This is a genomic window from Nonomuraea sp. NPDC050153 (assembly GCF_044460125.1).
Lineage (GTDB): Bacteria > Actinomycetota > Actinomycetes > Streptosporangiales > Streptosporangiaceae > Nonomuraea.
On the sequence record NZ_JBITJQ010000008.1, the window covers coordinates 244459 to 257300 of the forward strand.

Here is a 12842-nt window from a genome sequence, read left to right on the forward strand (position 1 = left end):
ATTCTCGTAGTACTTCGCCGGCGCGCAGGCCGATAGCGAAGCACGACGACCTGCGCGCCGCCCCAGACCCGCCGTCCGGTGGGAAGGGGCATTTTTTATGTCCTTAAGCGAGTAGCCACGCAAGGAACGAGCCGATGACCGAACGGATGACAGGTGCACAGGCCCTGGTGAGGGCGCTGGAGCACGTTGGAGTCGACACAGTGTTCGGGATCCCGGGCGGTGCCATTCTGCCGGCCTACGATCCTCTCTACGACTCGACCAAGGTCCGGCACGTGCTCGTACGCCACGAGCAGGGCGCCGGTCACGCGGCCGAGGGCTACGCGCAGGCCACCGGCAAGGTCGGGGTGTGCATGGCCACCAGCGGCCCCGGTGCCACGAACCTGGTGACGCCCATTGCCGACGCGTACATGGACTCGGTGCCGATCGTGGCGATCACCGGCCAGGTGGCCAGCGCGGCCATCGGCACTGACGCGTTCCAGGAAGCCGACATCTGCGGCATCACCATGCCGATCACGAAGCACAACTTCCTGATCACGGACCCGGCGGACATCCCCCGTACGATCATGGAGGCCTTCCACATCGCCTCCACCGGCCGTCCCGGCCCGGTGCTCGTGGACATCTCCAAGGACGCGTTGCAGGCCGAAACCACCTTCAGCTGGCCGCCGACCATGCAGCTCCCGGGCTACCGCCCGGTCACCAGGCCCCACTCCAAGCAGATCCGTGAGGCCGCCAAGCTGATCGCCGAGTCCAAGCGGCCGGTCCTGTACGTCGGCGGCGGCGTCCACAAGGCGCGTGCCTCCGCCGAGCTGCTGCAGCTGGCCGAGCTGACCGGCATCCCGGTCATCACCACCCTGATGGCGCGCGGCACGTTCCCCGACAGCCACCCGCAGCACATGGGCATGCCGGGGATGCACGGCAGCGTGTCGGCCGTGGGCGCGTTGCAGAAGGCCGACCTGCTCATCGGGCTGGGCGTGCGCTTCGACGACCGGGTGACCGGCGACCTGTCGTCGTTCGCCCCGTACGCCAAGGTCGTGCACGCCGACATCGACCCGGCGGAGATCTCCAAGAACCGCCACGCCGACGTGCCGATCGTGGGCGACTGCAAGGAGGTCATCGGCGACCTGGTCACGGCGATCCAGGCGTCCGAGCAGAAGGGCGACTACACCGAATGGTGGACGACGCTCAACGGCTACAAGCAGACGTACCCGCTGGGCTACGAGACGTGGGAGGACGGCACGCTGGCGCCCCAGTACGTCATGGAGCGGCTGAGCGCGATCGCCGGGCCCGACACGTACTACGTGGCCGGGGTCGGGCAGCACCAGATGTGGGCAGCGCAGTTCATCGACTATGAGAACCCCGGCACGTTCATCAACTCCGGCGGCCTCGGCACGATGGGCTTCGCCGTCCCGGCCGCGATGGGCGCCAAGATGGGCCGCCCCGACTCCACGGTGTGGGCCATCGACGGCGACGGCTGCTTCCAGATGACCAACCAGGAGCTGGCCACCTGCGCGCTGGAGGGCGTGCCGGTCAAGATCGCCGTCATCAACAACGGCAACCTCGGCATGGTCCGCCAGTGGCAGACGCTCTTCTACGACCAGCGATACTCCAACACCGACCTGCAGACGGTGCGCCGCATCCCGGACTTCGTCAAGCTGGCCGAGGCCTATGGTTGTGTGGGCCTGCGATGCGAGCGTGCCGAGGACGTGGACGCCGTGATCAAGAAGGCCATGGAGATCAACGACGTGCCCGTCGTGGTCGACTTCGTCGTCCACCAGGACGCCATGGTCTGGCCCATGGTCCCGGCGGGCACCAGCAACGACGACATCAAGATCGCCCGTGACATGGCGCCCAAGTGGGAGAACGAGGATGAGTAGGCATACTCTGTCGGTGCTTGTGGAGAACAAGCCGGGCGTACTGGCTCGCGTGTCCGCGTTGTTCAGCCGAAGGGGCTTCAACATAGACTCGCTGGCAGTGGGGCCGACCGAACACGACGACATCTCGCGCATGACCATCGTGGTCAGCGTCGAGGAGCTACCGCTCGAACAGGTCACCAAGCAGCTCAACAAGCTGGTGAACGTCCTGAAGATCGTCGAGCTCGACCCGTCGCAGTCCGTCCAGCGCGAGCTGATGCTGATCAAGGTCAAGGCCGACGCCGACAGCCGTTCCCACGTGCTGGAGCTGGTCAACCTCTTCCGCGCCCGCTGCGTCGACGTGGCCTCCGACGCCGTGACCATCGAGGTCACGGGCACTCCCGACAAGCTCGAGGCGTTCGTCAAGGTCCTCGAGCCGTTCGGGATCAAAGAACTCGTCCAGTCGGGCATGGTGGCCATCGGCCGCGGAGCCCGTTCCATAACCGACCGGTCCCTCAGGGCATTGGACCGTACCGCCTGAAAGGTTTTGAGCAAGTGACCGAGATTTACTACGACGACCAGGCCGACCTGTCGATCATCCAGGGACGCCACGTGGCCGTGCTGGGGTACGGCAGCCAGGGCCACGCCCACGCGCTCTCCCTGCGTGACTCCGGCGTGGACGTGCGGGTCGGCCTGCCGGAGGGCTCCAAGAGCCGCGAGAAGGCGGAGAACGACGGGCTGCGGGTCGTCACCCCGGCGGAGGCGGTGGAGGAGGCCAACCTCACCATGATCCTCGCGCCGGACCACATCCAGCGTCACCTGTACGCCGAGCACGTCGCGCCCAACCTGGTCGAGGGCGACGCGCTGTTCTTCGGCCACGGCCTGAACATCCGCTACGGCCTCATCGAGGCACCCGAGGGCGTCGACGTGTGCATGGTCGCCCCCAAGGGCCCCGGCCACCTCGTCCGCCGCCAGTTCGAGGCCGGGCGCGGCGTGCCGTGTCTGGTGGCCGTCGAGAAGGACGCCTCGGGCAAGGCGCTGGACCTGGCGCTCTCGTACGCCAAGGGCATCGGCGGCACCCGCGCCGGCGCGCTGCGCACGACGTTCACGGAGGAGACGGAGACCGACCTGTTCGGCGAGCAGGCCGTGCTGTGCGGCGGCGTGTCCGAGCTGATCAAGGCCGGCTTCGAGACCCTCATCGAGGCGGGCTACCAGCCCGAGGTCGCCTACTTCGAGTGCCTGCACGAGATGAAGCTGATCGTCGACCTCATGTACGAGGGCGGCATCTCGAAGATGTACTGGTCGGTCTCCGACACGGCCGAGTACGGCGGCTACACCCGCGGCCCGCGCGTCATCACGGACGAGACCCGTCAGGAGATGCGCCGGATCCTGGGCGAGATCCAGGACGGCACCTTCGCGCGGCAGCTCGTCGAGGAGTTCGACGGCGGCCAGAAGGAGTTCCAGCGTCACCGGGACGAGCTGGCCGAGAACCCGATCGAGAAGACGGGCGCCAAGCTGCGTCCGATGATGAGCTGGCTGAAGGCGTAACCGGTTCTTCAGGTGTACGGGTGGGGGCGCCGGCGCGGGTGAGCCGGTCGCACCCACCCGTCGCTGCGTCACGGGGCTTCACCCTCACCCCCGCCGGCCGGGTGTTCGTCGCGGCGCGGGGACGCGGGGCGGGCGTGCGCCTGGGGCCGCGGACCGGCGCGGTCAGTGGGGGTCCGGCCTGGGGATGTGGATGCCGGCGGCGCGGAGCCTGGTCTCGAAAAGCGCGGCCAGCCGCGCCGCGGCCGGCGTCTGCTCCTCGCCGTGGTGGGCGATCAGCGTGTACCGGGCCGCGGTCTCGGTGCGGGCCTGCAGAGCGGTCACGGTCTTCAGCAGCGCGGGGTTGGCGAGATAGTGGTCGGCCGCGGCGGTGGCGAGCTCGGCGATGCGGGGGTCGTCCGGTTCCCAGGCCGCGGCTTCGGCCGTGCGCTTGCCCAACGCGACCAGCTGGGTGTCTTCGAGGGCGTGCTCGAAATGGGTGAGGTAGTCGTCGAAGCCCTCTGGGACCAAGGCCCTGGCCAGCACCCAGCCCTCCCTGGTGGCCGCCACCTCGTCCGCGGGGAATCCGAGGCCGGGCATCCGCTCCAGCAGCGCCACAGCGCGGTCGGGCAGCAGAGCCCGGTCACCGTCGGCCAGCCGATGCAGCGTGTCACGCCGCGCGATCAACTCCTCGATGCGTTCGGTGAGCTGCCGCTCGACGTCGGCGAGCGCGGCGGCGAACAGCGCGGCATCGGCGTCGAGCAGGGGCCCGATCTCGGCCAGCGGCACCCCGGCGGCGGCCAGCGTCCGGGCCTGCACCAGCCGCAACAGATCGGCCGATCCGTACCGCCGGTAGCCGGAGCTGTCGCGTTCCGGCTCCTCGACCAGGCCGAGCTTGTGGTAGTGCCGCACCGTCTTCACCGTGACGCCGACGAATGCCGCCGCCTGCCCGATCGTGACTCCGTTCTTCATCTGCTCAGCCTGCCTTGTGCCCGGGCTCGGTGGCTACGCGCACCACGGCCGAGCCCGTTGAGCTCGGCGTGGCCCCGGTTCGCGTTCCACCTGATGTACGAGCCCCTCGACGTGTACGGGTCACAGGCGCTCAGCCCGCCGGCTGAGCCGGATCGGCCGGCCCACCGCCGAACACCTCGTTGACGAGCCGCTGCTGGGCGTTCAGGAATGCCGTCGCGATGGACAAGTCTGCGTCGTCCACGCAGTTCAGCGCGGCGGTCAGGGTCTTGCTGCCGTCGGGTGTGCTGTACATCAGCGCCGCGTGGCCCACGGCGGCGCCGTTGTGGGAGATGACGGTGCCGCCGCCGTCCGTGGTCACCACGAACACTCCCAGGCCGTAGTCCATGTTCGGGATGCCCGTCGGGTGCGGGGTGCACATCTCGGCCAGCAGCGGGGCCGGCAGGAGCTTGCCGCCCATCAGCGCGGAGATGAACGTGTGCAGGTCCTGGGTGGTGGAGATCATGTCGCCGCCGCTGGAGATCCAGGAGGGGTTCTGGCGGGTGATGTCGATCGTCTTCCGCTCGCCGGCGTCCTCGTACCGGTAGTAGGCGTGGGCATGCGGCTCGGGGATCTCCGGCGAGGCGTCCGGCACCACGGTGCCCGACAGCCCGAGCGGCCCCAGGATCAGCCGGTGCATCTCCTCGGCGACCGAGCGGCCGGTGACCTTCTCGATCAGCAGCCTGGCCAGCACGTAGTTGGTGTTGGAATAGCTCCAGCCCGTCCCCGGCTCGAACCGCGCCGGCCTGGACAACGCCAGCTCCACCAGCTCCTGCGGCCGGTAGGTCTTGAGCCGGTTGTCCATCCACTCCTTGCCCGTGGTGCTGTAGGGGATGGGGATCCCCGGCACGATCGTCCCGTCGGCGTTGACCTCGCCGCTGAAGTTGAACACCCCGCTGGTGTGCTGCAGCAGCATCCGCACCGTGATCCGCTCGTCCAGCCCGAACTCGGGCAGGTAGTCCGCCGCCGGGGTGTCCAGCCCGATCCTGCCCTCGGCCACCAGTTGCAGCACCAGGGTCGCGGTGAAGGTCTTGGTGTTGCTGCCGATCCGGATGTGTCCGTTGATCGGCGGCCTGGCGGCCCCGCCCAGCTCGGCCGCCCCGGCGCTGCCGGTCCACTCGCCCCGCTCATCGTGCACGCGCAGCGACACCCCGACGAAACCGGACTCGACGATCTCCTCGATCGCCTTCTGCAGCTCCGGGCGATCCGGCCCGGCAGCGGCCTCCGGGGCCACCCCGTCGGCGTCCAGGGCGGCGGTGATCTTGCGGGCCATCGCGGCCGTGGTGGTGCTGGGCCTGTCCGGGTGTGCCTGGGCGGCTTCGACGGCGAGGAGGATGGTGCTGTTGCCGGCTTCTGCCGGAGCTTGCTCGCCGAGCAGCTTCATGGCCGCGGTCAGGGCCGGCAGCACCCGGTCGGCGAGTTCGGCGACGGTCTTGCCCTTCAGCTCGATGTCCTTGGCCTTCGCGGTGAGCACGTGCCCGACCAGGCCGGTCGCCGAGGTCAGGGCGATGGTCGCGTTCGTGGCGGTCTTGTGGGGCGAGCCGGTGGCGGCGGCCATGAGCGACACGGCGCCGTACGCGGCGGTCCGCAGGGTGCTCTTGTCCTGGTCGGAAAGGGTGATGGGCATGGTGGTCTGCTCCCTCGAATCCGTTGTGTCCGGCGGCGTCGTGCCGCTGCGAAGAGCTTCCACCTTGACCCAAGGTCAACCTCAACCGTGATCTGGCTCACAGCTCCTTTGGGGGTTCGGGACAGCTTCGGGAGCAGGGCGCCGTCCCGTCGGGTGACAGTCGCATCTCGCGACGGGCGGCCGCCGGCGGCGTGATCAACTGATCCAGCGCGACGGCTGTCCTGACAGGCGCGAAATGGTTTCGAAGTCGCCATCCGCGTGGAGCAGGGTCAGCTTGTGGTGTTGAGCGGTAACCGCGATGAGGAGATCCACCGGGGAGGCGCATTGGTGCTGACCTTTGACTGCCAGCTCGCGCTGCAATCGGCTCGTCTCGTCCCAGGCTGAATCCGGAATGACATAGTACGGAAAGATCTCATGGAGCAGGCCGTCGGCCTCGTAGAAGGCAGGTCGCCCTCCGACGGCGCGCAGATACTCCTGCCGTACCGGCTCGCAGATGCCGACCAGGCCCGCAGAGACCGTCTGGTCCCATTCGGCGCCTACCTGTCCTCGGAAAAAGCGGATCAACGCGCTGGTGTCGATGAGATAAAGCTCTGTCACGCCACGGCCTGGCTCGCGTCGCCGTCCTTCTCGATGACAGAGAAGTCGATCTCTCCCGTGGCCGCCATCTCACGCATGCGGGCCACTGCGGCCGCCCGTCTGCGCCGGTCAACGATCTCCCGCAGTGCGGCGTTGACTGTGTCCTTCTTCGAGGAGGTGCCGAGGAGCTTGGCGGCCTCCGCCAAGGCTTCATCGTCGAGGTCGATCACTGTCTTGGTCATGTCTGCCGACTCCCAGCGTATATACGATTTTCAATAAGTATATACATTGCTGGTCGTCCGGGGATGCCTTTGCCTCCGCCTTGCCGGGCGGCCGGGTGGATGTGGCGCTGGATGGCCGGCCGACGGGCGGATTCTGCCCAGGAGATCCGCTTCCTCGCCCCGGGCTAGGGCGTGAGGCCGAGGAGTTCGGGTTTGGTGGCCCTGGTGTGCCACTCGCGGCCGGGATCGGGGACCAGGCGGCGGGTCTTCAGGTCGAGCAGGCCGCTCACGTGGCTGACCTCGGCTGCCAGGCCGCCGTCCGGGTGCCGGAAGAGGTGGTGCACGCGGTAGGTCTTGCCGGTGCCCCATTCCCAGTCGCAGGTGACGTCCACCTGGTCGCCGCCGCGTAGCTCGCGGTGGTATCTGATGACGGTCTCGAGGTTGACGGGGCCGAGCCCGCTGCCGATGAGGTCTTCGACGGACACCCCGGCGGCTTGGACGCAGGCGAAGCGGGCGTGGTCGGCGTACTGGATGTAGAAGCCGCCGTTGAGGTGGAGCTGGGGGTCGATCTCGTAGACGCGGACCTCGAGGCGGACGCTGAACGGCTCAGTCATCGAGGGACTCCTGTTCGGTCAACCAGCGCAGGGAGCGATCGGTCAGGTAGCGGCGGCCGTCATCGCGGACCTCCAGCCAGTCGCCACGGGCCCAGCCGCCGGCGGCCTGAGGGGGGAAGCCGTGCTTGCGGAACAACGTGCTGGCTTCTGCCCTGGTCAGGCCCTTACGTCCCCATTCGGCGATGAGCGCTCGATGCCGGCTGTCCGCCGGGGGTTGAGCCGGATCGGCCGAGATCGCATCGGCCAGCGCCGCGAATCCGGCGCTGATCTGGCGTAGCGCCGCGGCTATTTGATCTTTCTGCGGCCATGGCTCCATGTCCATAGGTTAGCAATTGCTACCGATTGGTGAGCATTGTCGGAGGCGATGGGTGAGTGTTACCGTCTTTCACGTGTAAGAAGAATCTTACACGTGAACGAAGACCTTGACCACAGGAGCATCACCATGAAGGCCATCCGCTACCACTCCTACGGCTCGCCCGCCGTCATCAAGCTCCAGGACGTCGAAAAACCCGAGGTCGGCGACGGCGAGGTGCTGGTCCGCGTACGGGCGGCCTCCGTCAACGCGGGGGACTGGCACCTGCTGCGCGGCCTGCCGTACATCTTCCGGGCGCAGGCCGGGCTGACCCGGCCCAAGTCCCACGTGCTGGGCGCCGACCTGGCCGGGGAGGTCGTGGCGGTGGGCAGGAGCGTCACCGTGCTGCAGCCCGGCGACGAGGTGTACGGCTTCTGCCGCGGCGCGTTCGCCGAGTACGTGGCCCTTCCTGCGGAGGGGTTCGTGGTGCGCAAACCGGCCGGGCTGACGTTCGAGGAGGCGGCGGCGGTGCCGGTGGCGGCCGTCACCGCGTTACAGGCGCTCCGCGACAAAGGGCAGGTCAGGGCTGGGCAGAAGGTCCTGGTCAACGGGGCCGGGGGCGGGGTGGGGCCGTTCGCGGTGCAGATCGCCAAGGCGCTGGGCGCCGAGGTGACCGGCGTGTGCGGCGCCGGGAACGTGGAGATGGTGCGCTCGATCGGGGCCGACCACGTCGTCGACTACACCAAGGAGGACTTCACGCGGAGCGGGGCGCGCTACGACGTCATCCTCGACAACGTGGCGAACCGCTCCCTGCGGGACTGCCGGCGCGTACTCGCCCCTCGGGGGATCTACCTGCACAACAGCGGCGACAAGGGTGGGCGCTGGGTGGGGGTCATGACCCGCATCATCCACGTGATGCTGTCCTCCCTCTTCGTACGGCAGAATCTGGTCGCCGGCCACGTGGCCGACGAGAACGCGGACGATCTCGTGGCCCTGCGCGACCTGCTCGAAACGGGAAAGATCAGGCCGGTCGTCGACAGGACCCATCCGCTGAGCGAGGTCCCCGAGGCCATCGCGTACATCGAGCGGGGGCACGCCCGGGGCAAGGTCGTCATCACCATGGAATGAGGGCGGGACTGTCGGTGGCGGTTGAGAGGATCGGCACCATGTCCGAGCTCACCTCCGCGATCACCGGCTACTGGGACGCGGCCGCCCCCACCTTCGACGAGGAGCCTGACCACGGCCTGCGTGCCGAGCGCACGCGCGCGGCCTGGGACCGCCGCCTGCGCGCCTGGATCCCGCCCGATCCGGTCGACGTCCTCGACGTCGGATGCGGCACCGGCTCCCTGTCCGTGCTGCTGGCCGCCGCCGGGCACCGGGTGACCGGCGTGGACGTGGCGCCGCGGATGATCGGGCAGGCCCGCGCCAAGCTGTCGTCCGCCGGGCTCGCGGGGCGTTTCCTGGTCGGCGACGCCGCCGCCCCGCCCACGGGTGACGACCGCTTCGACGTGGTGCTCTGCCGCCACCTGGTGTGGACCCTGCCCGACCCCGAGGCGGCGCTGCGCGAGTGGACGGGCCGCCTCCGCCCGTCCGGCCGGCTCGTGCTCGTGGAGGGGCGCTGGCGGGAGACCGGGCTGCCCTATGTGGAGGGAGCCGGGGCGCTGCCCTGGAACGGCGGTCTCGGCGCCGCCGACCTGGCCGCCGCCGTACGCCCGCTCGTCTCCGGCCTGCGCGTCGAGCCGCTCGGTGACGACGCCGACCTTTGGGGCGGCCCCGTGCACGACGAACGCTATGCGATCATCGCCTATGCCTGACAGACCGATTCGCGACAAGGCCCTCTGTTACGTCGTCCGAAATGGCGAGTTGCTCGTGTTCCGCCACCTCGACTACAGCTTCGAGGAAGTGGGCGTGCAAATCCCCGCGGGGACCGTCAGGGAAGGGGAGGACCCTCAGGGCGCCGCGCTCAGGGAGGCGCGGGAGGAGACCGGGCTCCACGATTTCAGCGTCGTGCGGAAACTTGGCGTGGTCGAGTACGACACCACCCCCTACCGCGCCGAGCTCCAACGCCGCCACGTCTTCCAGCTGGCCCTGCACGAAGAGGCCCCGGATCGGTGGATGAGCAGCGAGGACCACGACGGCGTCGGGCCGCCCACGCGCTTCGAGTGCTTCTGGATCCCGCTCGAACACGGCCACGTGCTGCAGTCCGGTCAGGGCGCGCTGCTTCACCGCCTGTTCGAGGACGACGCCGGATAATCGGTTGAGGGGGTTCCGGACCGGCTGGGAGCATCGTGATCCGTGACGGACGCCGAGGCCGTTCGCCAGCGCTTTCAACCGCAGGAGAAAGGACTCCGAGTGAGCGCTTCCCCGTGTGTCTTCTGCCGGATCGTCGAAGGCGTCGAGCCGTCGCAGATCGTCCACGAGGATGAGCACACGGTGGCCTTTCTCAACCTCGCCCAGGTCACCGAAGGGCACACTCTGGTCGTTCCGAGAGCGCATCACCGGGACCTCGCGGACATTCCTCTCGACGCGGCGGCGGCCGTGATGCGGGCCGGCGTGCACGTGGCCCGACAGTTGTCCGGTGCGCTCCGGGCGCCGGGGGTCAATCTCTGGCACGCCAGCGGCGAAACCGCCTGGCAGAGCGTCTTCCATTTCCACATTCACGTGGTCCCCCGCTACGCGGACACGGATCTCACGCCTCCGTGGACGGAGACCGAGGTCCCGGTCGAGTCGCTGCGCGGGCTGGGGGAGAAGATCCGCCGGTTCCGTCTCGGCGAACAGGGTGCGGATCCCGTAGGTGAGCCGGGACCGGTCAGCGCCCCGCCGCCTCCCCCTTGAAGCGGCGGGGCGCTCACTCGGTGATCAGTTCGCGCCGGGCTTCTCCGACTCGGCGTCGTACCCGGCCGTGCCATAGCCACCGCCGGCCAGGTCGGTGCCGACGTCGCCGGCAAGCACGTCGTCGCCCGACTACAGTTGGACCACGTTGCCGCTGCCGGAGATGGTGACGGGTGAGGTCCCCCCTACGAGGTTGTCCTTCCCCGGCTTCAGGTTCGCCCGAATCGGGAAGCGCGTACGGTTCCGCACCGTGTCGTCACCCTCCCCGGTGATCACCGCGATCGACTCGATCGGCCCGCCGGGGCAGGCCACCCGGGTGGCGCTCACCTGCCTGCACGGCGCGGACGCGTCGATCGCGTCGCTGGTGTTCGAGACGATCACCCAGTCGCCGGACACGGACAGGTCGATGTTGTCGTCCGCGACGCCCCCGTAGATCTGCAGCTCCGAGCCGGACATGCCCACGTCGGTCGTGGCGTGCGCCGGACCGGCGACGACCGCCAGCGAGGCGGTCAGCGCCGCGCCCACGGCCAGTGCCCGCACGCCATGCCTGCGCAGACCGGTGATCCTCAACCGCCTGTCGTTCTCTGGTGTACTCATCGATCCCCCTGTGTTGGATGGCTCGCCCCGCCTACCCGGGACCTTGATGAGTACAGCGCCACGACGGTCGCGCTCCTGTGAGGAAGCGGAGATGCGTTCCGTGGTTTTTGCCATGTTCGCCGAGGATCCGGGCAATAGGACAGGCCATAGCGTTGTTTTCGGGCATCCGTCATAGCGAGCGTGGACGGAAGTGGTGCGTACGGTGCGCGCACACCCCCCGGCACCAGCAACTCCACACCCTCCACAACGGCACCGTTAGCCTCCATACCCCCGAGAAGGGCATCACCAACCATAGTCGATCCACTCCGCAGAGTAGTTGTACCTTGTGGTCGGCCCGCCGATGGGCGCGATCGATACTTGCTTCGCTATATCGTTCGATATAGCATCCGAGCCATGATGAACGCGCGTCGCAGCCCCGAGCGGGGCCCCACCGGGCGCTTCTTCGGTCCGGGCGAGCTTCGCCTGGCCGTCCTGGCCCTGGTCGCCGAGCGCCCCGGTCACGGCTACGAGGTCATGGGCCGCCTCGCCGACCGCTTCAACGGCACCTACGAGCCCAGCGCCGGCTCCATCTACCCCACCCTCCAGCTGCTGGAGGACGAGGGACTCGTACGCGTCGAGCAGGCGGACGGCCGCAAGGTCTACCACGTCACCGAGGACGGCAGGCGGGCGACCGAGGAGCAGGCCGACGGGATCGAGCGGCTGTGGGGGCGGGCGGCCAGCAGGAGCGAATGGGGGATGTTCCGCGAGCCCGAGGCCGCGGAGATCGTCGGACCGGCGTTGCGCCTGGTCAAGGCGGCCGTGAAGGCGCTTGCCCACGCGCACCACGATCCGGCCGTGGTCGAGCGCATCCAGGAGGTCTTCGTGGATGCGCGCCGCCGGATCGAGGAGCTGGACACCAGGAGACGGTCGTGGAAGGAGGCGCCATGAGGCGGAGCGTCGCACGACGGTTACTCGACCGGATGTTCCTCGCGGGCGAGGTGGTCGAGGTCGAGCAGGTGACCACCCGCATGCGGCGGATCAGGATCGGGGGAGAGGCGCTCGCGGGCCTGGAATGGACGCCCGGCCAGCACGTACGCCTGTTCATCGGCGACGGCGGCGGCCTGCTGGGCGGCGTCCTGCGCACGTACTCGATCTGGCGGCACGATCCCGCGTGGGAGGCCCTCGACCTGATCGGGTACGACCACGGCGGCGACTCCCCGGGCGCCTCCTGGGTCAGGACCGCCGAGCCCGGCATGGAGATCTCCTTCACCAGGCCGGACGGCAGTTTCGTCATCCAGGAGGCCCGCTACCACGTGTTCGCGGGCGAGGAGACGGCCTCGGTGGCGTTCGGCGCGATGTTGCGGGCGCTCCCGGCGGGCGCCGCGGCCTACGGCGCGGTGGAGGCCGAGGGGCCGGGCGATCATCTGGACCTGCCCGAGGAACTGGTCAAGGTGTGCCGGGGAGGCAAGCCGGCGGCCAGGTCGGAGGTCCTGGTGAACGCCGTCAGGGAGCTGGACCTGCCGGACGAGCCCGGCGTGGCCTATCTGGCCGGGGAGGCGCGCACGATCCAGGCCATCCGTGCCCACCTGGTCAACGAGCGCGGCTGGCAGCGCAGGGACGTCCGTACGAAGCCCTTCTGGACGCCCGGCAGAAAGGGGCTCGACTAGCCCGATGCGTCCGGCTCTCCTCGCGTGATAATAATACCGGTATAGTTATTCGCGA

Annotated in this window: 16 protein-coding genes; 9 read left to right on the forward strand and 7 right to left on the reverse strand. The window is 68.9% G+C overall.

Translation table 11 applies throughout. The features are described from left to right. The first annotated feature begins 134 nt into the window (after positions 1-134). Genes ACIBQ1_RS22355 through ilvC form a run of 3 tightly spaced genes read left to right on the forward strand, consistent with a single transcriptional unit; the run spans position 135 to position 3398 of the window. A complete protein-coding gene (locus ACIBQ1_RS22355; RefSeq protein ID WP_397280137.1) occupies positions 135-1874 on the forward strand; it encodes an acetolactate synthase large subunit in 1740 nt (579 codons plus the stop codon). Next, positions 1867-2391 (forward strand): acetolactate synthase small subunit, encoded by a 525-nt coding sequence (ilvN, locus tag ACIBQ1_RS22360; protein ID WP_355380627.1) that lies wholly within the window; start codon positions 1867-1869, stop codon positions 2389-2391. Before ACIBQ1_RS22355 ends, ilvN begins: the two co-directional genes overlap by 8 nt. Positions 2392-2414: 23 nt before the next feature. Next, positions 2415-3398, forward strand: coding sequence for a ketol-acid reductoisomerase (ilvC, locus tag ACIBQ1_RS22365; protein ID WP_357743823.1), 984 nt, complete (start codon positions 2415-2417; stop codon positions 3396-3398). A 162-nt stretch (positions 3399-3560) separates the two neighbouring features. Here the strand turns inward: ilvC and ACIBQ1_RS22370 are convergent, their stop codons facing one another. From ACIBQ1_RS22370 to ACIBQ1_RS22395, 6 genes are all read right to left on the reverse strand, one after another. Continuing rightward, positions 3561-4346, reverse strand: coding sequence for a MerR family transcriptional regulator (locus ACIBQ1_RS22370; RefSeq protein WP_397280140.1), 786 nt, complete (start codon positions 4344-4346; stop codon positions 3561-3563). Between the two features lie 130 nt (positions 4347-4476). Further along, a complete protein-coding gene (locus ACIBQ1_RS22375; RefSeq protein ID WP_397280142.1) occupies positions 4477-6009 on the reverse strand; it encodes a serine hydrolase domain-containing protein in 1533 nt (510 codons plus the stop codon). A 195-nt stretch (positions 6010-6204) separates the two neighbouring features. Continuing rightward, a complete protein-coding gene (locus ACIBQ1_RS22380) occupies positions 6205-6606 on the reverse strand; it encodes a PIN domain nuclease (protein ID WP_397280144.1) in 402 nt (133 codons plus the stop codon). Continuing rightward, positions 6603-6827 (reverse strand): type II toxin-antitoxin system VapB family antitoxin, encoded by a 225-nt coding sequence (locus ACIBQ1_RS22385; protein WP_397280146.1) that lies wholly within the window; start codon positions 6825-6827, stop codon positions 6603-6605. The genes ACIBQ1_RS22380 and ACIBQ1_RS22385 overlap by 4 nt, the downstream gene beginning before the upstream one ends. Before the next feature lie 164 nt (positions 6828-6991). Continuing rightward, on the reverse strand, positions 6992-7420 hold the full coding sequence (locus ACIBQ1_RS22390; protein ID WP_397280149.1) for an acyl-CoA thioesterase: 429 nt from the start codon (positions 7418-7420) through the stop codon (positions 6992-6994). Beyond that, positions 7413-7736, reverse strand: a complete 324-nt coding sequence (locus ACIBQ1_RS22395) for a hypothetical protein (protein ID WP_397280151.1) — start codon at positions 7734-7736, stop codon at positions 7413-7415. Before ACIBQ1_RS22395 ends, ACIBQ1_RS22390 begins: the two co-directional genes overlap by 8 nt. A gap of 93 nt (positions 7737-7829) precedes the next feature. On the opposite strand from ACIBQ1_RS22395, the gene ACIBQ1_RS22400 reads away from it, so the two are divergent. From ACIBQ1_RS22400 to ACIBQ1_RS22415, 4 genes are read left to right on the forward strand one after another with little or no spacing between them, the layout of a single operon-like run. Next, on the forward strand, positions 7830-8840 hold the full coding sequence (locus ACIBQ1_RS22400) for an NAD(P)-dependent alcohol dehydrogenase (RefSeq protein WP_397280152.1): 1011 nt from the start codon (positions 7830-7832) through the stop codon (positions 8838-8840). A 38-nt stretch (positions 8841-8878) separates the two neighbouring features. After that, positions 8879-9526, forward strand: a complete 648-nt coding sequence (locus ACIBQ1_RS22405) for a class I SAM-dependent methyltransferase (protein ID WP_397280154.1) — start codon at positions 8879-8881, stop codon at positions 9524-9526. Then, a complete protein-coding gene (locus ACIBQ1_RS22410; RefSeq protein ID WP_397280155.1) occupies positions 9519-9965 on the forward strand; it encodes an NUDIX domain-containing protein in 447 nt (148 codons plus the stop codon). Before ACIBQ1_RS22405 ends, ACIBQ1_RS22410 begins: the two co-directional genes overlap by 8 nt. Before the next feature lie 42 nt (positions 9966-10007). Beyond that, the gene (locus tag ACIBQ1_RS22415) at positions 10008-10547 is read left to right on the forward strand and encodes an HIT family protein (RefSeq protein ID WP_397280156.1); all 540 of its coding nucleotides are present in this window, start codon (positions 10008-10010) and stop codon (positions 10545-10547) included. 129 nt (positions 10548-10676) lie between these two features. On the opposite strand, the gene ACIBQ1_RS22420 is transcribed toward ACIBQ1_RS22415, so the two are convergent. Continuing rightward, positions 10677-11141: a hypothetical protein gene (locus ACIBQ1_RS22420; RefSeq protein ID WP_397280158.1), complete on the reverse strand. Its 465-nt coding sequence runs from the start codon at positions 11139-11141 to the stop codon at positions 10677-10679. Between the two features lie 393 nt (positions 11142-11534). Between ACIBQ1_RS22420 and ACIBQ1_RS22425 the strand changes: the two genes are divergently transcribed. Together ACIBQ1_RS22425 and ACIBQ1_RS22430 are read left to right on the forward strand one after the other, a co-directional pair. Then, positions 11535-12068 carry a PadR family transcriptional regulator gene (locus ACIBQ1_RS22425; RefSeq protein ID WP_397280160.1) on the forward strand — a complete coding sequence of 178 codons (534 nt, stop codon included), beginning with the start codon at positions 11535-11537 and terminating at the stop codon, positions 12066-12068. Next, the gene (locus ACIBQ1_RS22430; RefSeq protein ID WP_397280162.1) at positions 12065-12787 is read left to right on the forward strand and encodes a siderophore-interacting protein; all 723 of its coding nucleotides are present in this window, start codon (positions 12065-12067) and stop codon (positions 12785-12787) included. The genes ACIBQ1_RS22425 and ACIBQ1_RS22430 overlap by 4 nt, the downstream gene beginning before the upstream one ends. Positions 12788-12842: the final 55 nt, after the last annotated feature.